We start from the raw sequence: 26,245 nt of genomic DNA on the forward strand, positions 1-26,245 counted from the left end.
AGCCGGACGACGCGTCCGCCGCGGAGGAGGCGTCCGCCTTCTCGCACCCGCCGGTTGACCCCGATGCCACCGCCGCCTATGGCGACCACCCCGACCAGGTGATCGACTTCTACGCGCCCCGGCAGACGGACCCGGCGGGCGCGGGCGCCACGGTCCCCGCCCCCCTGGTCGTCGTGGTGCACGGCGGCGCGTGGCGGGCGCCGTACGACCGCCGGCACATCACCCCGTTCGCGGACTTCCTGGCCCGCCGGGGCTTCGCCGTGGCCAACGTCGAGTACCGCAGGGGAGCGCTCCTCCCGTCCCAGTCCGACGGCTCCGCGGGCCCGGGTGGCATGGGGCCGGTGGCGGGCCGCTGGCCGGACACCTTCGAGGACATCGCGGCGGCGTTCGACGCGCTCCCGGCGCTCGTACGCGAGGCGCTGCCGCAGTCCGACCAGCGCCGCACGGTGATCACCGGGCACTCCGCGGGCGGTCACCTCGCGCTGTGGGCGGCGGCCCGCCATGTGCTGCCGGCGGACTCCCCCTGGCGCACGGACCGCCCGGCTCCGCTGCGCGGCGTCGTGGCACTCGCCCCGATCGCGGACTTCCACATCGCCGAGAAGCTGGATGTGTGCGGCGGGGCGGCGGTCCAACTCCTCGGTGGCGCGGGCTCGTTCGCCGAGCGCCGGCCGTACGCGGACCCGGCTCTGCTGCTGCCCACCGGCATCGCCACGACCATTGTCCAGGGCCGCCGGGACATCGAGGTCCCGCTGGCGGTCGCCGAGTCGTACGCGGAGGCGGCGGCGAAGGCGGGCGAGGTCGTGGGCCTCACGCTGCTGGAGGACGTGGGCCACTTCCCGCTGATCGACCCGGCGGCGGACGCGTGCGCGGTGGTGGCGGAGGAGATCGCACAACTGGCGTGGTAGCCCCCGGTCCCGGTCCGGGTCATACCCGTCATACCTGAGAGCCAGTTCCCGGATGGGCTCCCTGGCGTGACGCCGACGACGGATCACGCTCCGTAACTTCCTTCTCGTGACGGCCTGATGAGCGGGCCGTCGGGAGGGGAAGGGCGCCATGGGAGTCCGGGGGACAGGGACGGTCGCGGTCGCGTACGCCGACGGGAGGGGGAGCGGCGGCGGGGACCGGAGCGGCAGGGACCGGAGCGGCGACGGGCGCCGGGAGCGGGGCGGGATCGCTCGTCCGGGAAGCCCCGGCCGGCCGTTGCTCGGGCGTCTGCGCCGGGCCCTGCTCGCCGTGCTGATCACGGGGGCCGTCGTGGTGCCCCTGTCGGCCGCCGTGCACCCCCGGATCCCGGCCCCGCCGCCGGCCCGGCTCGCCCCCCTGTCGGCGGTCACGCTCGCCGGGACGTACGACGCCAACCGCGCCGACGCCGCCGAGGCGTCCCGGATGGCCGCAGCGCACGGCGACCGGGGGCGTGCCGCGGTGGACCGCGCCCTGGCCTCCCCCTCCCGAGACCTCCTGGCCTTCGACGGCCGGGGAGCCGGCCGGGTGACCGAGGTCCTCGGCGACCTGACCGCGGCGGAGCACATCGCGGTCCTGGTCCCGGGTTCCGACACGACCCTGGACACCTACGCCCGGTTCCGCGCGGGCGCGCTCGCCCTGCACCGCGCCACGGGTCCGCGTACCGCGGTGATCGCCTGGCTCGGCTACGACACGCCCCGCATGCTCAGCACCGCCGCGCTCACGACGAGCCGCGCCGAGCGGGGCGCGCGCGGGCTGGACCGGTTCGTGGGCGAACTCCGGGCGGCGGTGGGCCGGTTGCCGGACATCTCCCTCCTCTGCCACTCCTACGGCACCGTGGTCTGCGCCCGGGCGGCCGCCGCCGCGGACGTCCAGGACATCGCCCTCGTCGGCAGTCCCGGCACGGGAGCGGACTCCGCCGCCGCCCTGCACACCCGCGCCCGGGTCTGGGCGGCCCGCGGCGGCGGCGACTGGATCGCGGACGTGCCCCATGTGCGCACGGACCTGTTCGGCACGGCCGTCGGCTTCGGCACCGACCCGGTGTCCCCGGCCTACGGCGCCCGGGTCTTCGCCGCGGGCGGCGGCGGCCACAGCGACTACTTCGCACCCGGCTCGGTCTCGCTGGCCAACCTGGCCCGGATCGTGCTCGGCAGGACGTCGGAGGTGACCCATGCGTGAGCGGACGTCACAGAAGCCGGCGCCACGCAATCCGACGTCGCAGAAGCTGTCACCGCGCAATCCGAGGCCACGGAAGCCGGCGCTTGCGGGCCGCGTGCGGGCCCTCGCACACCAGGTGGCCGCCGCCACTCCCGCCGAGCGGGACCGCGCCGTAGACGCCCTGCGCGCCGTCGCGATCCTCGGTGTCGTCCTCGGCCACTGGCTGGTGACCGCGCTGGTCGCGGACGGCGGTGCGCTGCGCACCGCGAGCCCGCTGCACTTCATGCCCTGGCTGGCCCCGGTCTCCTGGGTCTTCCAGACGCTCGCCGTGTTCTTCCTGGTGGGCCGTCATGTGGCGACGAAGGGCCTGGCGTCGGCCCGCGCGCGGGGTGACTCGTACGGGCGGTGGCTGCGCGCCCGGCTGGCCCGGCTGTTCCGGCCCGCCCTGGCCCTGCCGGCCCTGTGGACCGTCGCGGCCTGCGCCCTGCTCGCGGGCGGTGCCGACGCCGGGACCGTGCACACCCTGGTGAAACTGGCCCTGTCCCCGCTGTGGTTCCTGCTGGTCCTCGCGGCCCTGACCGCGGCGACCCCGTTGGTCGGACGCCTCAACCCGCTGTGGCCGCTGGCCGTCGTTCTCCATGTGGACCTCATACGGTTCGGACTCGGCGGCCCCGGCTGGCTGGGCTGGGTGAACCTGCCGGCGGCCTGGCTCGTGCCGTACACGCTGGGCGCGGCCTGGACGCGCGGCGAGCTGGACGGCCGCCGCGCGGGCTGGGTGCTGCTCGCGGGCGGTGCGGCGGCGACGGCGGGGCTGGTGGCGTGGGGCGGGTACCCGGCGTCGATGGTCGGCGTGCCCGGCGCCGCGGTCTCCAACCTCGACCCGCCGACCCTGGCCGCGGTCACCTTCGGCATGGCCCAGTGCGGGCTGGCGCTGCTGCTGCGGACACGGCTGCGCCGTGCCATGCGCCGGCCCCTCGCCTGGGCGGCGGTGGCCCTGGTGAACCTCTCCGCGCTGACGATATTCCTGTGGCACCAGACGGCCCTGATGGCGACCACCGCGACCGGTCTGCTCGCCGGCCGCCTGCCGGGGCTGCACACAGTCCCGGACGACCTGGCCTGGGCGGCGGCCCGTCTGGCCTGGCTCCCGGTCTTCGCTCTCGTCCTGACGGTGTGCTGGGCGGCCTTCCGCGCCTGCGAACAGCGCGGCGACCGGCGTCCTTCCCGCGTGGTCCGCTCTCGCCGGCCCGAGACCGCCCGCACCCCAGGTCCTAGGGTGGACGCGTGATGCGGAGGGGGAACGGCGTCCGGCGAGGGCTGCGGGTGCTGCGCGACGACCTGTGGACCGTGCGGGCGGATCCGCTGCCCCCGTCCGTCTGGCTGCGCTGGCTGCCGCACGGAATCGTGTACCTGGCCGCGTTCGGGGTTCTGATCGGCGCCGTGGCCCAGCTCCAGGACAACGGTCATGTGGGCTCCGGATTCGCCTTCCTCATCGGGTTCGGCCAGAGCGGGGCCATGGTGCTGGCCCTGTGGCGGCCGGTCCCGGCGTGGTGGCTGTCGACGACGGCGACGCTGTTCGGGGCGGTCGCGGTGCACGGCCCGTTGCTCGCGGGCTCGGCGAAGGACTTCACCTGGCCGTGGACCGCGGCCGGGATCATCGCCCAGATGTGCGTGCTGCTGTTGCTCGCCCTGAGGGTCCGCACCCGCGTCGCCGCGGAGGCGCTGGTCCTGACCGTGCTGGTCACCTATGTCCTCCAGGGCCTGTGGGGCGCGTCGGACTACCAGTCCACCGGCGTGCCCGCGGTGGTGCTGTCCGCGGTCGTGGTGGTGCTCGGCACCGCGCTGCGCGGCCGCCGTGAGGCCCGCGCGGAGCTGGTGCAGCAGACGACGCTCACCGCGGAGGAGCGGTCCCGCCGCACCCTGCTGGAGGAGCGCAGCCGCATCGCCCGGGAACTGCACGACGTGGTCGCCCACCACATGTCGGTCATCTCCATCCAGGCGCAGGTGGCCGCGCATCTGGCGGAGAACCCCTCCGACGAGCTGACGGAGAACCTCGCGGGCATCCGGCAGAACGCCCTGGAGGCGCTCACCGAACTGCGCCGGGTGCTCGGCGTGCTCCGCTCGGCCGACCCCGAGGCCCCCTACGGCCTCGGGGAGTCGGGCACCCGGGCCGCCCCGGGGGCCCCGCAGCCCACCCTCGACCGCCTCGACGCCCTGGTGGAGAACACGCGCGCCGCCGGACTCGCGGTCACCGTGGACATCGGCGACACTCGGCGCGCGGTGCAGCCGTATCCGCCCGGGGTGGAGCTGTCGGCGTACCGGATCGTCCAGGAGGCGTTGAGCAACGCCCTGCGGCACGCTCCGGGTTCGACGGTCCGCGTGGAAGTGACCCATGTCCCCGACGGGTTGCACCTGAGCGTCGTCAACTCCCGCCCGAAGCGACCCGCCCCGCCGTCCCCGGGCGCCGGGCACGGCCTGCTCGGGATGCGGGAGCGGGCGGCGATGCTGGGCGGCTACGTCACCGCGGCCAGGACGTCGCACGGTGGCTTCTCGGTCTCCGCGTTCCTGCCCCGTGACGGCAGCGCCCCGCTCGCCGACCCCGCGCCGCCCGCCCCGCGTGACGCCTCCACCGACCCCGCGCAGCCCGCCCGGCCCGACGCCTCCACCGGCCCCGCCGACGCACCCGTCGTCCCCCTCGCACCACCGGCCGCGCCCACCGTCCGGCAGGACGTCTCCGCTGCCGGTTCACCGCCCCCGACAGGAGAAGAGACCCCATGACGAGCGGCAGCATCCGGGTACTGATCGCCGACGACCAGACGGTGGTGCGGCAGGGCTTCACCGTGCTGCTCGACGCCCAGCCCGACATCGAGGTGGTCGGGCAGGCCGAGCACGGCAAGGACGCGATCGCGAAGGCCGCCGAACTCGCCCCGGACGTCGTACTGATGGACATCCGCATGCCGGAGCTGAGCGGCATCGAGGCGACCCGCAGCATCACCGAGGACAGCCCCCATCCCAAGGTCCTGGTGCTCACCACCTTCGACCTCGACGAGTACGTGTACGACGCGCTGCGCGCCGGCGCCTCCGGCTTTCTGCTGAAGGACGCCTCCGCCGACCAACTCGCCGACGCCGTAAGGGTGGTGGCCGCGGGCGACGCGCTTCTCGCGCCCGGGATCACCCGGCGTCTGATCGCGGAGTTCTCCCGCCTCGGCCGCGCGCCCCGGACCCCGCTGAAGGACCGCGTCGGCGACCTCACCGAGCGGGAGACGGAGGTCCTCACCCTCATCGCCCAGGGCCTGTCGAACGCGGAGATCGCCGCACACCTCGTCGTGGCCGAGCAGACCGTGAAGACCCATGTGGGCCGCATCCTGGTGAAGCTCGGGTTGCGGGACCGGACGCAGGCGGCGGTGTTCGCCTACGAGTCGGGGCTGGTCCGCCCGTCGGGATACTGACTCCGCCCCGCGGATGGAAGCGGGCCCGGTCTGTGGACGGAAGCGGGCCCGGCCCGTAGTACTTGAGACGGATCCCCGAGGACCCCCCTCACTGGTGACGACTCCGCCCCGTTCGCGGGCCTACCGTCTTCACGTGACCGAGACGACCCAGACGCAGACGACGCCGGACGACGCGTTCCGCCCGTACATCCCGCGCAGCCCGGAGTACCGGGCGGCCGTGGAGGCCCTGCGCGGGCTGCGGCAGGACCTGTTCCACGACGCGTTCGCCTACCGCCCGCTGCCGCCGAAGAGCGTCGACGGGCCGCCGCGCGGGCGGCTGTCCGGCCGTATGCGCGGGTACAGGGCCTGGAGCCGGCACATCGTGGTGGCGGGTGCCGGAGCGGTGGCGATGCTGGCCGCCCTGGCCGGCGGCGACGGGGGCATGACCGGACCGCTGAGCGCTCTGCTGGCCCTGGTCCCCGTGCTGCTGACACTGGTCCGCCCGGTCGGGGCGTTCTGGCTGTCCTTCGCGGCGACCACGGCCTCCGCCGTCGTGGGCTCCTACTGGAGCGCCTGGCCCTGGTCGCCCGGCAGCTTCCTCTCCCATCTGACGGTGCTGACGGTGGTGGCGATACGCACCCGGCCGCGCACGGCGGCGTGGATGTGGCTGGTCACCGCGGCCTACGGCTTCACCGCCCAGACCGGCTTCGGCTGGAACCACTTCGGCGGCGACACGTCGGCCATGCTGGTGGTCTCCGCCCTCGCCCTGCTGGCCGTCACCGTCTGGCACGTCCGCCGGGACGCGGAGCAGGAGGTGACCGCCCAGCAGACCGAGACCGCGCACGAGCGCTCCCGGCGCACCCTGCTGGAGGAGCGCACCACGATCGCCCGCGAGCTGCACGATGTGGTCGCCCACCATATGTCGGTGGTGGCCATCCAGGCGGAGGCCGCGCCCTACCGGGTGGAGAACCCGCCGCCGGAGCTGGAGAAGGCCTTCGCCACCATCCGGGAGAACGCGGTGGCGGCCCTCACCGAGCTGCGCCGGGTGCTGGGCGTCGTACGGGCGGAGGACTACGAGGCCCCGGACGCCCCGCAGCCGACCCTGGCCGATCTGGACGCCCTGCTGGCGAATGTGCGGGAGGCCGGCCCGGCCGTGGACAAGGTGGTCACGGGCGCGGTGCGGGAGCTTCCGCAGGGCGTCGAGCTGTCGGCGTACCGCATCGTCCAGGAGGCCCTCAGCAACACCCTGCGGCACGCACCGGGCGCCACGGCCCGCGTGGAGCTGGGCTATGTGCTCGGCGGGCTGGGCCTGCGCATCGTCAACGGCCAGGCGGCGCACGTTCCGCTGAAGAAGTCGACGCACGGCGCGGGGCACGGCATCACGGGCATGCGCGAGCGGGTCTCGATGCTGAACGGGGAGATGACGGCGGGGGAGACGGACGACGGAGGGTACGAGGTGACGGTGTTCCTGCCGGTGCCGACGGCGGAGGGCGCCGCGTGACCAGGGGGACCATCCGGGTACTGATCGCCGACGACCAGATGATGGTCCGGGAGGGTTTCTCGGTGCTGCTCGGGGCGATGCCCGACATCGAGGTCGTCGGGGAGGCGGTCAACGGCAGGGAGGCGGTCGAGCGGGTCCGCGAACTGTCCCCGGACGTCGTGCTGATGGACATCCGTATGCCGGAGCTGAACGGCATCGAGGCGACCCGGCAGATCGTCGCCGCGGACGGCACGGCGAAGGTGCTGGTGCTGACGACGTTCGACCTCGACGAGTATGTGTACCAGGCGCTGCGGGCGGGGGCCTCCGGCTTCCTGCTCAAGGACGCCTCGGCCCGGCAGCTCGCCGACGGGGTCCGTGTGGTGGCCTCCGGCGAGGCCCTGCTGGCGCCCTCGGTGACCAAGCGGCTGATCGCGGAGTTCGCGAAGCTGTCCGGGAAACCGCGCCCGGCCCCCGCCGGGCAGGGGGCGTACGGGGATCTGACCGACCGGGAGACGGAGGTTCTGGTGCTGATCGCGCAGGGCCTGTCGAACGCGGAGATCGCCGAGCGCCTGGTGGTCGCCGAGTCGACGATCAAGACCCATGTGAGCCGCATCCTCGTGAAACTGGGCCTGCGGGACCGCACCCAGGCGGCGGTGTTCGCGTACGAGGCGAGACTGGTGACACCGGGATGACCCCGCCGGGGCCGCGGCCGGTGAGACACGGACACCTCTGGTCAGACAGGGGCGGACCGGGCTAGCGTCCGGGCATGGCAGCTCCAACCGACCTCGCGTTCGACCCGTGGGACCCGGCGTTCCTCGCCGACCCGTACCCCGCCTACGCCGAGCTGCGCGCGCTCGGCCGGGTGTTCTACTACGAGCCCACCGACCAGTGGCTGGTCCCGCACCACCGGGAGGTGTCGGCACTGCTGCGCGACCGGCGCCTGGGCCGGACGTACCAGCACCGCTTCACCCACGAGGACTTCGGCCGGACGGCGCCGCCGCCCGAGCACGAGCCGTTCCACACCCTCAACGACCACGGCATGCTCGACCTGGAGCCGCCGGACCACACCCGCATCCGGCGGCTGGTGTCGAAGGCGTTCACGCCGCGGACGGTGGAGCGGCTGGGACCGTATGTGCGGGAGCTGGCCGGCGAGCTGGTGTCCCGGCTGGTGGAAGCGGGCGGCGGCGACCTGCTGAGGGATGTCGCCGAGCCGCTGCCGGTCGCGGTGATCGCCGAGATGCTGGGCGTCCCGGAGGAGGACCGCGCGCTGCTGCGGCCCTGGTCGGCGGACATCTGCGGGATGTACGAGCTGAACCCGTCGCAGGAGACGGCGCACAAGGCGGTGCGGGCGTCGGTCGAGTTCTCCGACTATCTCCGCGAGCTGATCGCGGCGCGGCGGAAGGACCCCGGCGAGGACCTGATCTCGGGTCTGATCGCGGCGCACGACGAGGGGGACCGGCTCACCGAGCAGGAGATGATCTCGACCTGTGTGCTGCTGCTGAACGCGGGACACGAGGCGACGGTGAACGCGACGGTGAACGGCTGGTGGGCACTGTTCCGCCACCCGGACCAGCTCGCGGCCCTGCGCGCCGACCACTCGCTCGTCCCGTCGGCGGTGGAGGAGCTGATGCGCTACGACACCCCGCTCCAGCTCTTCGAGCGCTGGGTGCTGGACGAGATCGAGATCGACGGCACGACCGTCCCCCGGGGCGCGGAGATCGCGATGCTGTTCGGCTCCGCGAACCATGATCCGGCGGTGTTCGACGCGCCCGAGAAACTGGACCTGACCCGCCGGGACAACCCGCACATCTCCTTCAGCGCGGGCATCCACTACTGCATCGGCGCGCCGCTCGCCCGGATCGAACTGGTGGCGTCGATGACGGCTTTGCTGGACAAGGCGCCGACGCTGCGGCCGGCGGCGGAGCCGGAGCGGAAGCCGAACTTCGTGATCCGGGGGCTTCAGGGGCTGAGCGTGGAGATCGGCTGATCACCCGTTCGGATGATCATGTGGGTGATCCGGGGCGGTGGCCATCGGCGGCCCGGCAGGCTGGTGCGTGCCTGCGGAGGGAGGCACCATGACGGTTATGGCAGAGCACGCGTTGTCTCAGATGCCGGTGGACTTGTTTGAGCGCATCGCCGAATTCACCGCCCGTGAGGACGAGACCGTCAGGTTCGAACTCATCGACGGACGGATCGGACTCAAGAAGGTGACGAACGGCAACCACGGCGAGATCATCATGTGGCTGATCCGCCAGTGCATGCAGTCCCGGCCCGAGCTCAACCTCAACCCGACTCAGGGGTTGCAGGTGGAGGCCTATCGCAAGGGCCGGGCGCTGCCCGATGCGGTGCTGACACCGGTGGGGCACTTCACGGGGCAGGGCGACTGGGCGGACCCCGAAGGCGTACTGATGGCGGTCGAGGTCACGTCGTACGACTCGGATACGCACAATCGCGACCGTGTGGAGAAGCCTCGCGCCTACGCGGAGGTAGGCATCCCCGTCTACTTGCTGATCGATCGGGACTACCTCTCAGTTGTCGTGCACAGCCACCCCGACCCGGAGGACGGATACCGGGTCACTCATACGGTGAAGTTCGGCGAGAAAGTCACCCTTCCCGCCCCCGTCGGCATCGAACTCGATACCGAGGAGCTGAAGCGCTGGGCCGACTGACGGCCCCCTCAGCCGCTCAGGTCCCGCCTCCGCAACCCCGCCAGCCCCCCGGCCACCAGCACCACCGCGAGGCCCGTCAGCACGAGCACCGGCGGCCAGTTCATCTCCCCGCCCGGCAGCTTCGGCAGATGTCCGAAGGGGGAGAGGTCCAGCACCGCCTGCGGAAGGTTCAGCGCGGGTCCCACCCAGCCGATCAGCAGCGCCGCGCCCGCCAGGCCCCACGCCGCGACCGCGCCCCGCGGCAGTACCCCGTACAGCAGGACCGCCAGCCCGCCGATCACCCACACCGCCGGGAGCTGCACCAGGCAGGCGCCCAGGATCGGACCGGTCTCCTTGCCGTAGCCCGCCGCGAAGCCCAGGCCCGCCAGCAGCATGAGCAGCGCCGCGCCGCCGAAGGCGATCACCAGATGACCGGCGGCCCAGCGCAGCCGTCCCACCGCGTTCGCCAGCACCGCCTCCGCCCGCCCCGAGGTCTCCTCGCCGTTCAGCCGCAGGACCGAGGCGACGATGTACAGGGACGCGACCAGGCCCATCAAGCCGACCAGTGCGGCGAGGAACGTGTCCGTCAGTCCGGCCTGGCCGCCCATGCGCCGGAAGATCTCGCGGGCCTTGTCGTTGTCGCCGACCAGCTGTGTCGCGCCGTCCGTCATCCCGCCGTAGACGACCCCGGCGAGGAGGAAGCCGAGGCTCCAGCCCAGCACGCCGCCGCGCTGCAGCCGCCAGGCCAGAGCGGCGGCCGAGCCGAGGCGGCCCGTGGCCGGCCCGGGCCGCACGGTCAGGAAGCCCATGCCGATGTCCCGGCGCCCGGCGAGGGCGTACGCCACCGCGCACTGGACGAGAACCGCCCCGGCGAACAGCAGGAGCACCCACCAGCGTTCGGCGGCGTAGGGCCGTAGGTTCTCCAGCCAGCCGAGCGGAGAGAGCCAGGTCAGCACGGACGAGCCGTCGCTTGATCCGGCGTCGCCCGCCGCGCGCAGCACGAAGGCCGCGCCCAGCACCGCGCTCGTCAGCCCGCGCGCCAGGCGTGCGCTCTCCGTCAGCTGCGCGATGATCGCCGTCATCGTGGCGAACACCAGCCCGACTCCGGCGACGCCCAGCCCCAGCGCCAGCGCTCCCGCGGCGCCCTGCCCCGCGAGACCGGCGGTGATCACCAGGGCCAGGGCGGCGCACGCGACCGCCGCCGCGAGCAGCGCCGCCGTCAGCGGGGCGCGCCGCCCCACCATCGCCGACGAGATCAGCTCCTGGCGTCCGCTCTCCTCCTCGTCGCGGGTGTGCCGTACGACGACCAGCAGGGTCGTCACCGCGGCCAGCAGCCCGGCGTAGACGCCGATGCGCCAGGCGGTGAGCGCGCCGAGCGACTGGCCGAAGACCGGTCCGACCATCGCGCGCAGCGAGCTGTTCGCGGTCATCTGGGCGGCCAGGCCGGCGCGTTCGGCCGCCGTGCCGTACAGGCCCTTGAGGGTGCCCGGCATCGACAGCACCATCAGGGCGTTGACCGCGACCCAGAGGGGGATCATCAGCCGGTCCCGGCGCAGGGCGAACCTCAGCAGCGTTCCGGTACCGGCCAGTTGACGCGATCCGCCGGTCCGTGCCGCGAACGTCGTCGTCACGGTGGTCATCGCTCCCCCAGGCGCTCGGCGGTGCGTGAACGGGCCGGTGCTTCCACCGTCTCCTCGGCGGCGGCCGGTTCGTTCTGGTAGTGCCGCAGGAACAACTCCTCCAGCGTCGGCGGCGTCGACGTCAGAGACCGCACCCCCGACTCGCTCAGCGACCGCAGCACCGCGTCCAGTTTGTCCGTGTCGACCTGGAGCCTGACCCGGTGGCCCTGCACGTCGAGGTCGTGGACGCCGGGCAGGCGGGCCAGTCCGCCCGGCGGCCCGGCGAGTTCGGCTTGGACGCTGGTACGGGTCAGATGGCGCAGGTCGGCGAGCGAGCCGCTCTCGACCGTCCGGCCCTTGCGGATGATGCTCACCCGGTCGCAGAGCTGCTCGACCTCGCTGAGGATGTGCGAGGACAGCAGGATCGTCCGGCCGCGCGCCCGCTCCTCCTCGACGCACGTCTGGAAGACCTCCTCCATCAGCGGATCGAGGCCCGACGTCGGCTCGTCCAGGATCAGCAGGTCCACGTCCGAGGCGAAGGCGGCGACCAGGGCGACCTTCTGCCGGTTGCCCTTGGAGTACGTCCGCCCCTTCTTGGTCGGATCCAGTTCGAACCGTTCGATCAGCTCCGCCCGGCGCTCCCGGTCGAGCCCGCCGCGCAGCCGGCCGAACAGGTCGATGACCTCTCCGCCGGAGAGATTGCGCCACAGGGTGACGTCCCCGGGGACGTAGGCGATCCGGCGGTGCAGTTCGACGGTGTCCGCCCACGGGTCGCGGCCGAGGACCCGGGCGGCGCCCGAGTCGGTCCGCAGCAGGCCCAGCAGGACTCGGATGGTGGTGGACTTCCCGGCGCCGTTCGGGCCGAGGAAGCCGTGGACCTCGCCGGCCTCGACGGCCAGGTCGAGACCGTCCAGCGCGTGGGTCCTGCCGAACGACTTGTGCAGTCCGGATACCTCGATGGCGAGGTTGGCCTTCGTCATGCTCCGGAACGTACGCTATCTTCAGAAAATTGTGAAGTTAAGGAAGGCTGTAAATTCTCGGTAGACTCGGTGACGGTGCCGGCCAGGGGAGATGATCCAGGGATGACGGAGCCGAAGGCGGTGGAGCGGGATCCGGAGTCGGTCTCGCGGTTCGTGGAACAGTTCGCCGCGCAGCTCGTCGAGGCGGGCATGCCGCGCATGCCGGGCCGGGTCTTCGGTGCGCTGCTCGCCTCCGACACCGGCACCCTCACCTCGGCTGAGCTGGGCGAGCAGTTGCGGATCAGCCCGGCGGCGGTGTCCGGGGCGGTGCGCTATCTGGCGCAGGTGCATCTGGTGTCGCGAGAGCGGGAGCCCGGTTCGCGCCGGGAGCGGTACCGGGTGCACAGCGACCAGTGGTACGAGGCGCTGACCAATCGCGAGGCCGTCGTGAAGCGCTGGGAGGGGGCCCTGCGCGAGGGGGTCACCAGCCTGGGCGCCGACACCCCGGCGGGTATGCGGCTTGCGGAGACCCTCGCCTTCTTCGAGTTCGTCGAGGGCGAGATCGAGGCGATGATGGAACGCTGGCAGGTGCACCGGGACAGGACGTTCGGCCGGGACTGAGGGAAACCGGATGTGTCCTCGGCACCGACGGCTTCCAGGCCCCCGACGGGCCGGCTACGAAGAAGCCGGCACCGTGAGCACCCAGGCCCCCTCCCACACCGTCCACGTCCGCCTGCGCACCGGCCCGCGCACCACCGCGTCCGCCCGGTAGCGGAAGTCCGCCCCGGAGACCGTCACGATCCGCCCCCGCGCCGATAGCGGTGACGCCTGCGCGCCCACCGACGCCGGCTGTACCTCCACGAGCGCCGCCCCGGAGGAGTCCGGCGTCACCGACAGCCCGGCCACCGGCTGGTCCAGATCCACCAGCGTCCGCCCGTCGACCTCGACCCGCAGCCGGGCGGGCCCGGGAGAGGGCGGGGAGGCGGGCCGGGGCGGGCGGGCCAGTGTCCGTACCAGCGACTGGCGCATGCGCACCCACGGCCGCGCGGACGCGGCCTCCTCGCCGAGGTGCGCCCCGTCGTACGGGGACGGCACCGACGGCACGGCCGGTATCCGCAGTTCCCCGAGCACCACCCCGTCGCTGTCGTCGGCCAGCAGGTCCAGCCGCCGCTCCGCTCCGTCCAGAACGGCCCGGGCCGCCGCCACCGCCCCCGTCGGCACCCCGAGGGTCCGCGCCAGCGACAGCGCGGCCCCGACCGGGACCAGCGACAGGGCCGTGGTGCCCAGCTCCCGCCGCCGGTGCAGCAGGGTCACCGCGCGCAGCAGTGCCCGGTCGTCGCCCACGACCACCGGCCGCCGCGAGCCCCGGCGATCCAGTGCCCGGGCGAATTCCTCCGGACCGTCCGGGAGGCACACCTTCGTCGCCACACGTGCGCTGAGCACGTCTTTCGCGATCCGTACGGACTCGCCGTCGCTGTGACGGGCGACCGGGTCGATGACCACGAGGAGCTGGTCGGAAGTCGCCACCTCGGTCCTGCCTCGCTTCCTCGGGTAGCATCTTTGTGCAAGAGCCCCTTGCGCTATTGCGCCAGGGGCTTCGTCTATTCCGGGGCATCCGGTCCGACGGTTTGCGGCCAACGACGGCCGCGGTGCACACGGCGGTGGACCCTCCGTGTGCGCCCCAGACCTTGGACATGCCCCGCCCGGAAGGGGTGTACGCGCGTGCCCGCACTTGTGCTGCTCGGTGCTCAGTGGGGTGACGAGGGCAAGGGGAAGGCCACCGACCTGCTCGGTGGCTCGGTGGACTATGTAGTGCGCTACCAGGGTGGCAACAACGCCGGCCACACGGTCGTCGTGGGCGACCAGAAGTATGCGCTGCACCTCCTTCCCTCCGGAATCCTGTCGCCCGGATGTACGCCCGTCATCGGCAACGGCGTCGTCGTCGACCCGTCGGTCCTGCTCTCCGAGCTGAGCGGTCTGAACGAGCGCGGCGTCGACACGTCCAAGCTCCTGATCAGCGGTAACGCGCACATCATCACTCCGTACAACGTCACCGTCGACAAGGTGACGGAGCGCTTCCTCGGAAAGCGCAAGATCGGCACCACCGGCCGGGGTATCGGTCCGACCTACGCCGACAAGATCAACCGCATCGGCATCCGGGTCCAGGATCTCTACGACGAGTCGATCCTGACCCAGAAGGTGGAGGCGGCCCTCGAGGTCAAGAACCAGGTCCTCACCAAGCTGTACAACCGGCGCGCGATCGCCGTGGACCAGGTGGTCGAGGAGCTGCTGGGCTACGCCGACAAGATCAGGCCCTACGTCGCCGACACGGTCCTGCTCCTCAACCAGGCGCTCGACGACGACAAGGTGGTCCTGTTCGAGGGCGGCCAGGGCACCCTGCTGGACATCGACCACGGCACGTATCCCTTCGTCACCTCGTCGAACCCGACCGCGGGCGGCGCCTGCACGGGCTCCGGCGTCGGCCCGACGAAGATCAGCCGGGTCATCGGCATTCTGAAGGCGTACACGACCCGAGTCGGTTCCGGCCCCTTCCCGACCGAGCTCTTCGACGAGGACGGCGAGGCTCTGCGCCGCATCGGCGGCGAGCGCGGTGTCACCACCGGCCGGGACCGCCGCTGCGGCTGGTTCGACGCGGTGATCGCCCGCTACGCGACCCGGGTCAACGGCCTGACGGACTTCTTCCTCACCAAGCTCGACGTGCTGACCGGCTGGGAGCGGATCCCGGTCTGCGTCGCGTACGAGATCGACGGCAAGCGGGTCGAGGAGCTCCCCTACTCGCAGACGGACTTCCACCACGCGAAGCCGGTCTACGAGTACCTCCCCGGCTGGCAGGAGGACATCACGAAGGCCAAGACCTTCGCCGACCTCCCCAAGAACGCCCAGGGATACGTGAGGGCCCTGGAGGAGATGTCGGGCGCCCCGATCTCGGCGATCGGCGTAGGCCCGGGCCGCGACGAGACGATCGAGATCAACTCGTTCCTGTAGAGCGCGCGTCAGGCCCCTGCGCCCCCGGCCGGTCCCGGACCGCCGGGGGCGCACCGCTGCCCTCGACGTCGTCGTAGCAGTAGGACGACCGTGCCGATCTGCAACCGTGGCGTCCTTCTCGCCGGGCTTCGCCCGGGATACGAGGTCCAGCCGCCGACGGCCCCGGCCCCGGCCCCGGAACCTCCCTGCGCTGCTCAGCCTGTGGTTTCACCACACCGGGCAGCCGCAAGGCCCTGCGCCTGGACCTGCTGACGCGGGACGGGGCGGCGGTGTTCTAGCGGGCCGGACCGTCCGCGCAGTCCGGGCAGCAGGGCGGGAGACCGAGGCAGGAGTGCAGGGCCGGACTCAGCCGTCGGTCGACGGCCTCGCGCTCCGCGGCGGGATCCGGGATCTCGGGCGGTGGCGTGAGCGCGTAGGGCAGGGCGGTGGTGAGGACGGCGAGCGTGACCGCGTCCTGCGTGGGGCCCGCGGGCAGGTGTCCGGTCGCGTGCCGGCGCAGCCAGTTCCAGGCGGTCCGGTGCCAGACGGTCGTCGGACACAGGACGGCGGCGTGCACCAGCTCCGGGGCGGTCAGGGCCATGGTCCTCACCACCGGGTGCTCTCGCAGCAGACGCGCCGCACGCACCACGACGAGGACGGCGAGACATCGCGGCGGCGGCAGCGGGCCGGGTGCCTCGCAGGCCGCATGGAGCAGGCGCTGGAGCTCGGCCAGCGTGGCGTCACGGATCAGGACCTGGGGGCCGGCCCAGTTCCGGTAGAGGTAGGAGCGGTTGCAGCGGGCCAGGCGGGCGACGTGCGTCACGCCGACGCGTCGGGGGCCGTACTGGGCCAGCGCGTCCAGGGTCGCGCGATACACCGTGCCCGTCCCGGGCTGCCAGACGGAGGGGGTCGATCGGCTCATGCCGGGCAGCATGGCAAGGGCGGGGGTAGTACCCGGCAGGAAAAGTGCGACAGATCTGGAGAAAGTGTCGCAGTTTTTCGGGCTATTGGGTGAGGGACGCCGCCCGCGGAGGTTCACCCGGTCGGCAACCCGCCGAACCAGCGGCGCTGGTCGCCGCCAGGCAGCCGTCGGTGGGGGCGCGCACCATGTGTCCCGGGGCGGCGAGGCAGTTGTGGGTGAGCTTCCGGGTGGCGGCCTCGATGACGTCGTCGGGGGACGGACGCGGCGGTGCGGTCGCATTCACCGCACAGGTGCTTCCTCGTCCCGGCCGGCAGTACGTCCCACCGCTCCTGGCCCGACGGGGTCACGCGCCTCACTGCCGGCCCGCACCCCCTCTCGTCCCTTCCGGCCCCGGCGCTCCACGGCTTCACCCGGCCGCCGAGTTGGCGCTACCGCCCCCGGCCGCCGACGACCTCGTCCACACGCCGCTCCTGCGGACCGCGCTTCACTCCCCGGAGTCACATACGCGAACGGCCGCCCAGGAAGAGCCGAGTCCAGCGTGCATCCGTCGCTCGCCGACTGGAGTGCTCAAGCCCCGTCACGCTCTCCAGCCCGATCCGCCAGAAGGCCCTAATCGGCGGCCCGTACGGCGGGCCCGAGGTCGCCCCTGAGCACGGTGCGGACGATCTGCGGGCGGTCCCACAGCGCCAGGATCTCGTTGGCCAGGTCCACGGTCGGCAGCACATCCTGCCGGCCGTGGACCGTGATGGAGGCGGCCGACAGGCTGCGCGGGACCGCCCCGGCGTCGAGCAGCACCCGCCACTCCTGTGGGCCGAGCCGCAGGAACTCGAGGCCGCTGAGCCGGGCGATCTCCATCGGGTCGGCGAGCGTGCCGGGGTAGGCGCACAGCGTGCGCAGCCGCGGCAGTCCGACGACCGGGGCGAGACTGACCGGTGCGTCGTCCCACACCCCGATGGACAGCACCTCCAGGCCGGGATGGGCAGCGGCCTCGACGCTCGCCGTGCCGCGGATGTTGACGTGCGCCACGACGGGCGGCTGCTCGCCGTGCCAACCCCGCGGTGTGCCGTGCGACCGGCCGAGCACCAGGTCCGTAAGGGAGTCCGCGACGATCTCCGCGCCGACGGACTCCTCGTGGCCGATCAGAATGATCTGTCCGATGTGCCCGCGTGGGCCCGGCGTCAGGTCGACCGCAAGACGGTCGCCCCCGCCGTTGTCCCCGAACACGATCCAGCCCGGCGAGCCGACCAGGCCCTGCACGGCGGCATCGGGCTCGGTGACGACCGCCTCCATGGCGCCGTGGTCCCAGGGGGAGGGACGTGACGCGGCGTCGGCGACGTAGAAGGAGTCCAGCGGGAAGAGCTCCCCCCCGACCGCCCTGCCGATCCGCTCCGCCACCTCGTAACCGGCCTCCGAGCCGTGCTCCCACTTCGGGTGGGCGACTTGGTAGAGCGCCTTCAGCTCCTCGGGCAGTGCGACGCCGAGCCGTGCCTCCGTGGCGGCGATCTCCGCGTCGGTCGCGCCGACAGCGTCCGGCACCCGCTCGCGCACCGTGCGAGCCAGCAGCGCCGGGTCCGCCGTCGGGGCCGGCACCGCGCCGGGCACCGGATCCGGCAGCCGGCGCCAGGGCTCGGGCACCGCGCCGTCGACCAGGATCAACGCCCCCGGCTGCGCGGTGCCGCTGCCGGACTCGACGGCGGGGCTCGGCCCTGTCACACGGAGCGTCGTCTGCCCGGTCGGCGCGAAGTCCACGGAGAAGGACACGTCGTCGACCCCGGCCGCCTCGAGTGCGTCACGCACCCGCCCCACCGCATCGAACTCCTCCTGGCGGTCCTCTGCCTGAACGGCACTCCCGGGCCTGGGCCGCGGCCACTCCAGCGGCAGGCTCCAACTGCTCCGGCCTATGCGCCCCGTCGCGCGCGCGGCGGCATCGGAGCGCTGACCGGCGCCGTGGTCCCGCAACAGCCGCAACACCGGGGCCCAGGTGGCGAAGTCGTGCAGTCCCGCGGCAGTGAGTCTCTGATCAACCATGCGGTGACCCTAGGGACCGCCACTGACAATGTCGCCGCCAGGACGCTGTCCGCTGAATGCGAACAGCTGCGACAGCACGCCGACACGTCGCTGAGAACGTCGAGCGCCAGCGGGAGGCGACGCGCTGCGAGGCACTCAGACGCGTGCAGCGCGGACATGCCCCTCGTGCGGACCGTCAAGCTGCCGGGTCAGGGGTGATCAGCGGTCGGGCCCGGGCACCCGCCCGGGTGCCCGGGCCCGGCCTCAGCTGAAGACGATCATCGAGCCCTGGGCGAGGCTCCGGGTCGCGGCCGCGTGCAGGCCCAGCCACACATGCCGCTCCCGGGCGAAGGGGCTCGGGTCGTAGGGGGCGGGGAGCGCCGGCTCCTCCAGCGCCGTGGGGGCGAGCGGCGTGTCCGGGGGCGCGGGCGGGTTCGCCGGGTCGATGCCGATCGACGGAGCGACGAACTCCAGCTCCCGCAGCAGCGCTTGGGAGGAACCCAACGGGCCGCCGCCCGCGAGGAGTTCGTCGTTCGACAGGGGGCGCGGGAAGTCCACCGGGACATAGGCGCCCGCATGGTCGTAGTGCCACACCAGGTGCGACTGCTGGGCCGTCGACTCGAACATCTCCAGGAGCTGCTCGTAGTCGCCGCCGAGTTCGTCGACCGGGGTCACGGCGAGCCCGCACACCTGGAGCAGATAGGCGCGGCGCAGGAAGTGCAGCGCGTCGTAGTCGAAACCCGCGACCGGCGCCACCTCACCGGTCAGGCCCGGCATGTACTGGTACACCGGCACCGGCGGCAGCCCCGCCGCACCCAGCGCCTTGTCGTAGAGGGCGAGTTCCTCGGCGAACGGGTTGTCGGGCGTATGGCACAGCACGTCGACGAGCGGGACCAGCCACAGGTCACAGGCCAACGGTAAGCTCCTCGGGTCATCGGTGTGGTGCAGGAAGCGTAGTGCGCGCGGGGGCCGGACGCCCGTCGTCGTGCAGGTCCCATACCCACACCCCGCCGACCCACTTCCCGGGCCGCCCCACCAGTTGGTCCACGGTCTCACGCAACCGGTCCTGGTACTGCTGCGGGGCCAGCACCAGGACCCCCGCGTGCCAGTACGCGAAGTCGGTGCGTGCCTGCGCCTGCCAGTTCTTGCCGATCACGGGCGCCACCCCGGTGAAGCTGATGTCGCGCAGCATGCTGGAGGTGTAGCGGGGGGAGGCACCGTAGATGCCGAGGCGCTCACTGCCGTAGGGGCCGTTGAAGTAACCGCCGGGCAGCCGGAACTCCAGGCCCGCCGCGGTCTGCCAGTGCAGAGCCTCCGCGTTGCCCGAGTCGGGCAACGGGACCGGCACCAGCGTCTCGCCCTCACCGACGTACGCCCGCCATGTCCCGTCCGCGATGAAAGCCGGGACCCGGGCCCGCTCCACCGACTTCAGCGGGGCCGGAACGATCGGGATGAGCGCCGCGGCGACCGCCGTGAGGCCCACGAACCGGCGGCCGAGACGCGGAGTGTGCGCCAGCCGCTCCACCGCCACGGCCAGCAGCATGCCGAGAGCGGGCGCGCACACCATCGCGACCCGGCCTTCGATGACCGACTCGAACAGGGGCTTGTCCGCGAGCAGCGCCCAGGGGCCCGGGACCGTCATGTCGGTGAGGGGGATCCCGAACCGCGGGCCCAGGGAGAGGAGCGCGGCCGCCCCCGCCGTGAAGGCCAGCGCCTTGACCAGCGCGTGCTCCCACAGCCGTACGACGAACGCGAACGCCAGCAGCGCCAGCGGCCAGCCGTAGAAGGCGTTCTGCTCAGTGGGGTTCGGGGAGAGCGCGTCCGCCGTCGCCCTGTCACCCGCGATCAGTGAGCGCTCGGCGAAGGACAGCAGGGCCCGGGGGCTGTTGCCCATGTCGCCGACGTGCAGCACCCGGGTGTAGCTCTGCGGGCCGAAGAACTGCCAGTACAGCGGTAGCGCGACCAGCGGGAGGCACACCGCGGCGGCGATCGCCACCCCCTTCAGCAGCGGGCGCACGGCCGTCTTCGCCACCTGAGGGCGCAACCCCGCGTACGCGCCCGCGAACAGCACCATGCCGAGCGCCGCCAGCAACAGCGGCTCCTCGCCCAGGAAGATCTGGTACGCGGCCATCAGCCCGAGGACGATCCCGTTCCGCACCACCCGCGCGCCCGCGCACAGCCGCAGCGACCGCTCGACGATCAGCGGGATCATGAACAGCACGACGAAGTTCGGATGCGCGTTGGCGTGGCTGACCATCGGGGGAGCGAAGGCGGCGAGCGCCGCACCGGTGAAAGCCGCGCCCCGGTGCCGTACGACGTGCCGGACGATCAGCCGGTACCAGGCGGTGGCGGTGGCGGCCAGCCCGAGCGTCATCACCAGGGCGAGGGACACCGCGGGGCCGAGGGCGAGGGTGACCGGTGCGAAGGGCACGGTCAGCCCCAGCATGACCGTGTTGGCCATGAGGTTCACCCCGTCGGGGAACCCCTGGAGGGTGGTGAAGAGGGGGTTGCGGAAATGGGCCACGTTGTCGGCCGTCACCGCGAAGAACCACTCCCACTGGTTCTGGTCCTGCATCGAGTCCGCGAGGTAGCGGTGGTTCGGGTCCGCCCAGCGGCCCGCGTACAGGACCACCGCCATCAGCAGGAACGCGGCGGCCGCGAGGAGGTCGGCGGGGCGGACCGAGCGGAGCTTGAGCGCGGTCAGTTCGGCGAGGACACGGAGGTAGTCCAGCGGGCGGACCTTGGAGCCGGGCTGGTGCGCCCAGCGCACCGGCACCTCGGTCACGGGCCAGTCCGAGCGCCGGAAGTGCTGGAGTATCTCCACGTCGATGCCCCAGCCGCTGAGCCGGGACGCGGCGAACGCCTCGCGGGCCCGGTCGCCGTCGAAGAGCTTGAAACCGCACTGCGTGTCGCGGACGCCGGGCACGGCGATCCGGCGTATCAGCAGGTTCCCGGCCCGCCCGAGCAGCTCGCGGGCGCGGTTCTGGTGCCGTTCGATGGTCGCGCCCGGTGCCGAGCGGGAGCCGACCGCCGCCGAGTACCCCTCGGCCAGCGCCTTGTCGAGCACCTCCAACTGCTCGATCGGGGCGGCCAGATCAGCGTCCGTGACCAGGACCCGGCGGCCCGCCGAGGCGAGCACGCCGAGGCGCAGGGCGTGGCCCTTGCCGCGGTTGCGGGGGCTGCTGACGAGCCGGACGCGCCGGTCGCGGGCCGAGGCGGCGGTGACGACGTCCCGGGTGCCGTCGGTGGACCCGTCGTCGACGACGAGGACCTCCCACGCGCCGAAGCGGTTCCCGTTGTCGCGCAGGTACCCGGTGATCGCGTCGAGGGTGGGACCGAGCCGCCCCTCCTCGTTGTAGGCGGGGACGACGACGGACAGATCGAGGCAGACGGCCGGCATGTTCTCCAGGACGTCCGAGGCTTCGGCCCGGGTCATCCGTCGGCCAGCCGCTCGAGCAGGGCGAGGGAGTGCGTGTTGTACGCGGCGACCTCGGCCCGCGCCGCGGCGGTGTCGCAGCGGGCGAGCGCGTCGACGACCCCGGTGTACCCGGACCAGAGGCGGCCGCCGAGCCGGGTGACCCGGCGCAGGTGCTGGACCGCGCACACCCAGGACTGCACCCGCAGCCGGTGCAGGAAGTCGGCGAGGTAGGGATTGCTGTACAGGACGGCCAGCTCCCGCCAGAAACGCAGGTCGTAGCCGATGAGGATGTGCAGGTCCCCGGCGGCGGCGGCGCGCTGTGCCTCCTCGCCGCGGCGGCGCGCGGCGGCGAGGGCGGCGGTGAGGGCGGGGCCCTCCAGCGGGGCTTTGCCGCCGTTGTCGAGGAGGCGGCGGAACAGGCCGTCCGTGACCAGGGAGCGGGCCTCGATCATGCCGCGGTAGTCGTCGAGGGAGAAGGCGCGCACCTCGAAGCCGCGGTGCTGCACGGCCTCCAGGAGACCCTGGGCCGACAGATCCACCAGGGCCTCGCGGACCGGGGTCGCGGAGACGCCGTACTGTTCGGCGATCTCCTTCACCGTGAACTCCTGCCCCGGCTGGAGCCGGCCGGCCAGCACCTCGTCGCGGAGCGCGCCCGCGACCTGCTGCCGCAGGGTGCTGCGGGTCACGGCGCCGTTGCCGGTGCTGCCGGGCATGGTCCGGTATCTCCCTCGTCACGTACGGGTGGCGTGCTCGAATACGTCTACGAGCACGCCACCTTACGCGTTCGGGGACCCGGGGATCCCTTTCTACTCCGTGTACTCGTCCGCCACGGACAGCGCCGCGTCCAGCGCCCCGAGCCCCTCCTTCAGCTCGGCCTCCGTCACATTGCACGGTGGTACGACGTGCGTGCGGTTCATGTTCACGAACGGCCACACACCGTTCGCCTTCGCGGCGGCGGCGAACGCGGCCATCGGCGCGGCCGCCTCCCCGGCAGCGTTGTAGGGCACGAGCGGCTCCCGGGTCTCCTTGTTCCTCACCAGGTCCAGGGCCCAGAACATGCCGACCCCGCGCACCTCGCCGACGCTCGGGTGGCGCTCGGCCAGTCGGCGCAGGCCCGGCTCCACGACGGACGCGCCCAGCTCCGCCGCGTTCTCGACGATGCCCTCCTCGGCCATCAGGTTGATCGTCGCGACGGCCGCCGCGCACGCCAGCGGATGCCCCGAGTACGTCAGCCCGCCCGGATACGCCCGCTTCCCGAACGTCTCCGCGATCCGCCCGGAGATGGCGACGCCGCCGAGCGGCACATAGCCGGAGTTCACGCCCTTGGCGAAGGTCATCAGATCCGGGACGACGTCGAACAGGTCCGCCGCGAACCACCGGCCGGTGCGCCCGAAGCCGGCCATCACCTCGTCGAGGATGAAGACGATCCCGTACTTGTCGCACAGCTCGCGCACGCCCGCGAGGTAGCCGGGCGGCGGGACCATGATCCCGGCGGTGCCGGGGATGGTCTCCAGGATGATCGCGGCGATCGTCCCCGGCCCCTCGAAGGCGATGGTCGCCTCCAGGTGCTCCAGCGCCCGCTCGCACTCCTGCTGCTCGGTCTCCGCGTAGAAGCGGGAGCGGTACAGGAACGGCGCCCAGAAGTGCACCACGCCCGCGGTACCGCTGTCGGAGGCCCAGCGGCGCGGGTCGCCGGTGATGTTGACGGCCTGCTGGGTGCCGCCGTGGTACGAGCGGTAGGCGGACAGCACCTTGGGGCGGCCGGTGTGGATCCGCGCCATGCGCACGGCGTGCTCCACCGCGTCGGCGCCGCCGTTGGTGAAGAAGATCTTGTCGAGGTCGCCGGGGGTGCGCTCGGCGATCAGCCGGGCCGCTTCCGAGCGCGCCTCGACGGCGAAGGCGGGCGCGAACGTGACCAAGGAGGCGGCCTGCTCCTGGGTCGCGGCGACGACCTTCGGGTGCTGGTAGCCGATGTTCGTGAAGACGAGTCCGCTCGTGAGGTCGAGGTAGCGGTTGCCGTCGAAGTCCCAGAAGTACGACCCCTCCGCACCGGCGACGGCGAGCGGGTCGATGAGCTCCTGCGCTGACCAGGAGTGGAAGACATGCGCACGGTCCGCGGCCTTGACGGCGGCGCCGGCCTGGGGGTCGGTCTGAGGGGTCATGCGCCTGAGCCTAGGAGTCCGGCACCCGGACGCGACAACCGGCGTCCTGTCTGCGGTCGGGCCCGGAACGCGACAGTCTGTCGACAGGGCGGTCCCGGGGGCGGAGTGCTGCGGGCCGCTCGGTTCGTCGGCGGGGAGTTCCGGGGCGGAGTGCTGCGGGCCGTCCGGTCCGTCGGCGGGGCGGTCACGGGGCGGAGCGCTACGGAGGCGCCCGTTCCGTCCCGTGACGGAACCGGGGCGGCGCCGTGGCCGACTCCTCGCGGGGCGGCGACGTTCTCTGGTTATTCTCTGGCTGTCTGTCGCACACGCAGGGGGGTAGGTGAGGCGGCGATGGAGAAGCCGGGGGGCGGGGATCCGCTGGGGATCCCCCCGGGCTTGCGGCTCCGGGGGAACGCCGGGGCTTATCGGCTGCTCGCCCGGCTCGGGGCAGGCGGCATGGGGAACGTGTATCTGGCCCGGTCCGACCGGGGACGTACCGTCGCGGTGAAACTCGTCCGGCGGGAGCTGGCCGAACAGGAGGAGTTCCGGGCGCGCTTCCGGCGGGAGGTGCAGGCCGCGCGCCGGGTCGGCGGACACTGGACCGCGCCCGTCCTCGACGCGGACACCGAGGCCGACATCCCCTGGGTCGCCACCGGCTATGTCGCGGGCCCCACCCTGCAGAGCGTTGTCTCCCGGGACCACGGCGCCCTGCCGGAGCGGTCCGTCCGCGTCCTGGCCGCCGGGCTCGCCCACGCCCTGCGGGACATCCACGCCGCCGGGCTCATCCACCGCGACCTCAAGCCCTCCAATGTGCTGGTGACCATCGACGGGCCCCGGGTCATCGACTTCGGTATCGCCCGCGCGCTGGAATCCCCCGGCGGCGCGGGGCTCACCCGTACCGGCGCGCTGGTCGGGTCGCCCGGGTTCATGGCGCCCGAGCAGGTGCGCGGCGACCGCGTCACGCCCGCGTGCGACGTGTTCTGCCTGGGATCCGTCCTCGCGTACGCCGCCACGGGCGCCCTGCCCTTCGGCGGCGGGGGCAGCGGGGCGCACGCGCTGATGTTCCGTATCGCCCAGGAGGAACCGGACCTGGCGGGCGTGCCCGAGAGCCTCAGCGATCTCGTCCGGGACTGTCTGCGCAAGGACCCCGCGGCCCGCCCCACCCCGGCGGAGATCCTGGAACGGGCCGGCGCCGAGGACACGGTCTTCGACGGCCGCACCCGTGACCCCTGGCTGCCCGGCGCCCTGGTCGCCCAACTGGGCCGCCACGCCGTGCGGTTGCTGGACGCCGAGGACCCGGAGGAGACCGCGATGAGGGTGGCTCAGGAGGGTGGCGCGGGGCGCGCGCCGGGTGGGACGGACTCGGGCGACGGTACGGGCCCCGCGGACGCCGCGGCTGCCGGGTCTGCCGCGAGCCCCGCCGGGACGGTCAGGCCGGTCGGGGATCCTGTCCGGTCCGCAGTAGGCCCGGGGGCCGGGCCCGCCCCGGCGCCCGGTGCGGGCACCCCCCGGGCCTCGGTGGACCTCACCAAACGGCCCCCGGCAGTTCCCGCGGCTCCCGTGGTTCCCGAGGTGTCGCCCGAGCACGCGCCCGCCTCCGACCTGCCGTACGGTGCCGCCCCGCCTCCGCCCGGCCGGCCCGCCTCCCCCGGTGGCCCGCCCGGCCAGGCCGGCCCCGACGGGCCGCCCCCGCCGCCCGCCGCGTACGGCTACCCCCAGCAGCACCCCCAGCCCGGGTACGGCCATGGCGGCTTCGGCCCCGCCCTCGGCCCGACCCATCCCCTCGGCCCGACCCATCCCCACGGCCCGTACCCCTACGGCGGCCCGGGCCCGCAGGAGCCGCGGCGCAGAAGCGGCCGCTCCACCGCCGCGCTGATGGTCGCCGCCCTGGTGGTCGCGCTCGGCGCGGGCGGCTCGGTGTACGCGCTGATGCGCGGCGACGTGACCGGGACGAGTGGCGGTGGCCGCGGCCACGCGCACCACTCCGCCGCGCCCGCCACCCCCGCCCCGGACACCCCCGCGGGCTCCGCACCGGCCACCGCGAGCCCCACCGCGCGGGCGTCCGCGGCCGGCGCCGTGCCCGACGCCTTCCTCGGCACCTGGACCGCCGCCATCGACACCACGAACGGCCACCACACCCGCCGGCTGGTCATCGAGCAGGGCGACGTGGGGGACACGGTGCTCTCGCTGACCGCGGACGGCCCGTCCGGCAACGGCACGTACCACTGCGTCTTCCGGGCCGGGCTGACCGGAGCGCCCGGCGCGGGCGGCCCACTGGACATCGGTGCCTCCACGGTCGTGGAGGGCCGCCCCGCGTCCGCCTGCACCCCGGGCGCCGCCACGGAGCTGACGATCCTTCCGGACGGCCGCCTGCGCCGCGTGACCATGAGCGGCGGCGAGTCCCTCACATACACCAGGCGAGGCTGAAGTCCCTTTACCCACAGGCAAGTTGAGCGTCACGCGAACTTAGGCGGCCGTCCCCTGCCCGGTGCCGCCGCCGGCCCGTACGGTGACCCCACAATC

General features: G+C 73.2%; 22 protein-coding genes. 12 read left to right on the forward strand and 10 right to left on the reverse strand.

Features of this window, described 5'->3' with window-relative positions; genetic code table 11:
• Positions 1-98 precede the first annotated feature (98 nt).
• The 9 genes from ACWD5Q_RS11410 to ACWD5Q_RS11450 all read left to right on the forward strand — a co-directional run bounded on the left by ACWD5Q_RS11410 (position 99) and on the right by ACWD5Q_RS11450 (position 9,692).
• On the forward strand, positions 99-905 hold the full coding sequence (locus ACWD5Q_RS11410; RefSeq protein WP_451426795.1) for an alpha/beta hydrolase family protein: 807 nt from the start codon (positions 99-101) through the stop codon (positions 903-905).
• A gap of 148 nt (positions 906-1,053) precedes the next feature.
• Positions 1,054-2,139 (forward strand): alpha/beta hydrolase, encoded by a 1,086-nt coding sequence (locus ACWD5Q_RS11415; RefSeq protein ID WP_451426796.1) that lies wholly within the window; start codon positions 1,054-1,056, stop codon positions 2,137-2,139.
• Positions 2,132-3,403, forward strand: coding sequence for an acyltransferase family protein (locus ACWD5Q_RS11420; protein ID WP_451426797.1), 1,272 nt, complete (start codon positions 2,132-2,134; stop codon positions 3,401-3,403). Before ACWD5Q_RS11415 ends, ACWD5Q_RS11420 begins: the two co-directional genes overlap by 8 nt.
• Positions 3,403-4,893 carry a sensor histidine kinase gene (locus ACWD5Q_RS11425; protein ID WP_451426844.1) on the forward strand — a complete coding sequence of 497 codons (1,491 nt, stop codon included), beginning with the start codon at positions 3,403-3,405 and terminating at the stop codon, positions 4,891-4,893. The genes ACWD5Q_RS11420 and ACWD5Q_RS11425 overlap by 1 nt, the downstream gene beginning before the upstream one ends.
• Positions 4,890-5,564, forward strand: a complete 675-nt coding sequence (locus tag ACWD5Q_RS11430) for a response regulator (protein WP_451426798.1) — start codon at positions 4,890-4,892, stop codon at positions 5,562-5,564. The genes ACWD5Q_RS11425 and ACWD5Q_RS11430 overlap by 4 nt, the downstream gene beginning before the upstream one ends.
• A 133-nt stretch (positions 5,565-5,697) precedes the next feature.
• Positions 5,698-7,044 (forward strand): sensor histidine kinase, encoded by a 1,347-nt coding sequence (locus tag ACWD5Q_RS11435; RefSeq protein WP_451426799.1) that lies wholly within the window; start codon positions 5,698-5,700, stop codon positions 7,042-7,044.
• Complete coding sequence (locus tag ACWD5Q_RS11440) at positions 7,041-7,715, forward strand: response regulator (RefSeq protein WP_451426800.1); 675 nt, start codon at positions 7,041-7,043, stop codon at positions 7,713-7,715. The genes ACWD5Q_RS11435 and ACWD5Q_RS11440 overlap by 4 nt, the downstream gene beginning before the upstream one ends.
• Before the next feature lie 74 nt (positions 7,716-7,789).
• Positions 7,790-9,010: a cytochrome P450 gene (locus ACWD5Q_RS11445; protein WP_451426801.1), complete on the forward strand. Its 1,221-nt coding sequence runs from the start codon at positions 7,790-7,792 to the stop codon at positions 9,008-9,010.
• An 88-nt stretch (positions 9,011-9,098) separates the two neighbouring features.
• The gene (locus ACWD5Q_RS11450) at positions 9,099-9,692 is read left to right on the forward strand and encodes a Uma2 family endonuclease (RefSeq protein WP_451426845.1); all 594 of its coding nucleotides are present in this window, start codon (positions 9,099-9,101) and stop codon (positions 9,690-9,692) included.
• Between the two features lie 8 nt (positions 9,693-9,700).
• Here the strand turns inward: ACWD5Q_RS11450 and ACWD5Q_RS11455 are convergent, their stop codons facing one another.
• Positions 9,701-11,311 carry an ABC transporter permease gene (locus ACWD5Q_RS11455; RefSeq protein WP_451426802.1) on the reverse strand — a complete coding sequence of 537 codons (1,611 nt, stop codon included), beginning with the start codon at positions 11,309-11,311 and terminating at the stop codon, positions 9,701-9,703.
• Entirely contained in the window at positions 11,308-12,270 is a 963-nt protein-coding gene (locus tag ACWD5Q_RS11460; RefSeq protein ID WP_451426803.1) for an ABC transporter ATP-binding protein, read from the reverse strand. Before ACWD5Q_RS11460 ends, ACWD5Q_RS11455 begins: the two co-directional genes overlap by 4 nt.
• A gap of 102 nt (positions 12,271-12,372) precedes the next feature.
• Here ACWD5Q_RS11460 and ACWD5Q_RS11465 point away from each other — a divergent pair, with 102 nt between their 5' ends.
• Positions 12,373-12,870 carry a GbsR/MarR family transcriptional regulator gene (locus tag ACWD5Q_RS11465; RefSeq protein WP_451426804.1) on the forward strand — a complete coding sequence of 166 codons (498 nt, stop codon included), beginning with the start codon at positions 12,373-12,375 and terminating at the stop codon, positions 12,868-12,870.
• A gap of 54 nt (positions 12,871-12,924) precedes the next feature.
• On the opposite strand, the gene ACWD5Q_RS11470 is transcribed toward ACWD5Q_RS11465, so the two are convergent.
• Entirely contained in the window at positions 12,925-13,776 is an 852-nt protein-coding gene (locus ACWD5Q_RS11470) for a diacylglycerol kinase family protein (RefSeq protein WP_451426805.1), read from the reverse strand.
• A gap of 195 nt (positions 13,777-13,971) precedes the next feature.
• Here ACWD5Q_RS11470 and ACWD5Q_RS11475 point away from each other — a divergent pair, with 195 nt between their 5' ends.
• Entirely contained in the window at positions 13,972-15,255 is a 1,284-nt protein-coding gene (locus tag ACWD5Q_RS11475) for an adenylosuccinate synthase (protein ID WP_451426806.1), read from the forward strand.
• Positions 15,256-15,529: 274 nt separating this feature from the next.
• Here the strand turns inward: ACWD5Q_RS11475 and ACWD5Q_RS11480 are convergent, their stop codons facing one another.
• The 7 genes from ACWD5Q_RS11480 to ACWD5Q_RS11510 form a co-directional block, all read right to left on the reverse strand.
• The gene (locus tag ACWD5Q_RS11480; RefSeq protein ID WP_451426807.1) at positions 15,530-16,156 is read right to left on the reverse strand and encodes a TetR/AcrR family transcriptional regulator; all 627 of its coding nucleotides are present in this window, start codon (positions 16,154-16,156) and stop codon (positions 15,530-15,532) included.
• A gap of 82 nt (positions 16,157-16,238) precedes the next feature.
• Positions 16,239-16,439, reverse strand: a complete 201-nt coding sequence (locus ACWD5Q_RS11485; RefSeq protein WP_451426808.1) for a hypothetical protein — start codon at positions 16,437-16,439, stop codon at positions 16,239-16,241.
• 326 nt (positions 16,440-16,765) lie between these two features.
• Positions 16,766-18,184 (reverse strand): SMI1/KNR4 family protein, encoded by a 1,419-nt coding sequence (locus ACWD5Q_RS11490; RefSeq protein WP_451426809.1) that lies wholly within the window; start codon positions 18,182-18,184, stop codon positions 16,766-16,768.
• Between the two features lie 243 nt (positions 18,185-18,427).
• Positions 18,428-19,078 (reverse strand): hypothetical protein, encoded by a 651-nt coding sequence (locus tag ACWD5Q_RS11495; RefSeq protein ID WP_451426810.1) that lies wholly within the window; start codon positions 19,076-19,078, stop codon positions 18,428-18,430.
• Positions 19,079-19,094: 16 nt separating this feature from the next.
• Entirely contained in the window at positions 19,095-21,599 is a 2,505-nt protein-coding gene (locus ACWD5Q_RS11500) for a dolichyl-phosphate beta-glucosyltransferase (RefSeq protein WP_451426811.1), read from the reverse strand.
• A complete protein-coding gene (locus ACWD5Q_RS11505; protein WP_451426812.1) occupies positions 21,596-22,294 on the reverse strand; it encodes a GntR family transcriptional regulator in 699 nt (232 codons plus the stop codon). Before ACWD5Q_RS11505 ends, ACWD5Q_RS11500 begins: the two co-directional genes overlap by 4 nt.
• A 93-nt stretch (positions 22,295-22,387) precedes the next feature.
• Positions 22,388-23,743 carry an aminotransferase class III-fold pyridoxal phosphate-dependent enzyme gene (locus ACWD5Q_RS11510; RefSeq protein WP_451426813.1) on the reverse strand — a complete coding sequence of 452 codons (1,356 nt, stop codon included), beginning with the start codon at positions 23,741-23,743 and terminating at the stop codon, positions 22,388-22,390.
• Between the two features lie 330 nt (positions 23,744-24,073).
• Here ACWD5Q_RS11510 and ACWD5Q_RS11515 point away from each other — a divergent pair, with 330 nt between their 5' ends.
• Positions 24,074-26,149 (forward strand): serine/threonine-protein kinase, encoded by a 2,076-nt coding sequence (locus ACWD5Q_RS11515; protein WP_451426814.1) that lies wholly within the window; start codon positions 24,074-24,076, stop codon positions 26,147-26,149.
• Positions 26,150-26,245: the final 96 nt, after the last annotated feature.

Source organism: Streptomyces sp. NPDC002513 (genome assembly GCF_053595355.1).

What these genes read in the sequence shown, in the direction of transcription:
- ACWD5Q_RS11415 (WP_451426796.1), top strand. Translation starts at nt 1,054, where the DNA reads ATGGGAGTCCGGGGGACAGGGACGGTCGCGGTCGCGTACGCCGACGGG.
- ACWD5Q_RS11420 (WP_451426797.1), top strand. Translation starts at nt 2,132, where the DNA reads ATGCGTGAGCGGACGTCACAGAAGCCGGCGCCACGCAATCCGACGTCG.
- ACWD5Q_RS11425 (WP_451426844.1), top strand. Translation starts at nt 3,403, where the DNA reads ATGCGGAGGGGGAACGGCGTCCGGCGAGGGCTGCGGGTGCTGCGCGAC.
- ACWD5Q_RS11430 (WP_451426798.1), top strand. Translation starts at nt 4,890, where the DNA reads ATGACGAGCGGCAGCATCCGGGTACTGATCGCCGACGACCAGACGGTG.
- ACWD5Q_RS11445 (WP_451426801.1), top strand. Translation starts at nt 7,790, where the DNA reads ATGGCAGCTCCAACCGACCTCGCGTTCGACCCGTGGGACCCGGCGTTC.
- ACWD5Q_RS11450 (WP_451426845.1), top strand. Translation starts at nt 9,099, where the DNA reads ATGACGGTTATGGCAGAGCACGCGTTGTCTCAGATGCCGGTGGACTTG.
- ACWD5Q_RS11455 (WP_451426802.1), bottom strand. Translation starts at nt 11,311, where the DNA reads ATGACCACCGTGACGACGACGTTCGCGGCACGGACCGGCGGATCGCGT.
- ACWD5Q_RS11460 (WP_451426803.1), bottom strand. Translation starts at nt 12,270, where the DNA reads ATGACGAAGGCCAACCTCGCCATCGAGGTATCCGGACTGCACAAGTCG.
- ACWD5Q_RS11465 (WP_451426804.1), top strand. Translation starts at nt 12,373, where the DNA reads ATGACGGAGCCGAAGGCGGTGGAGCGGGATCCGGAGTCGGTCTCGCGG.
- ACWD5Q_RS11480 (WP_451426807.1), bottom strand. Translation starts at nt 16,156, where the DNA reads ATGAGCCGATCGACCCCCTCCGTCTGGCAGCCCGGGACGGGCACGGTG.
- ACWD5Q_RS11490 (WP_451426809.1), bottom strand. Translation starts at nt 18,184, where the DNA reads ATGGTTGATCAGAGACTCACTGCCGCGGGACTGCACGACTTCGCCACC.
- ACWD5Q_RS11500 (WP_451426811.1), bottom strand. Translation starts at nt 21,599, where the DNA reads ATGACCCGGGCCGAAGCCTCGGACGTCCTGGAGAACATGCCGGCCGTC.
- ACWD5Q_RS11505 (WP_451426812.1), bottom strand. Translation starts at nt 22,294, where the DNA reads ATGCCCGGCAGCACCGGCAACGGCGCCGTGACCCGCAGCACCCTGCGG.
- ACWD5Q_RS11510 (WP_451426813.1), bottom strand. Translation starts at nt 23,743, where the DNA reads ATGACCCCTCAGACCGACCCCCAGGCCGGCGCCGCCGTCAAGGCCGCG.
- ACWD5Q_RS11515 (WP_451426814.1), top strand. Translation starts at nt 24,074, where the DNA reads ATGGAGAAGCCGGGGGGCGGGGATCCGCTGGGGATCCCCCCGGGCTTG.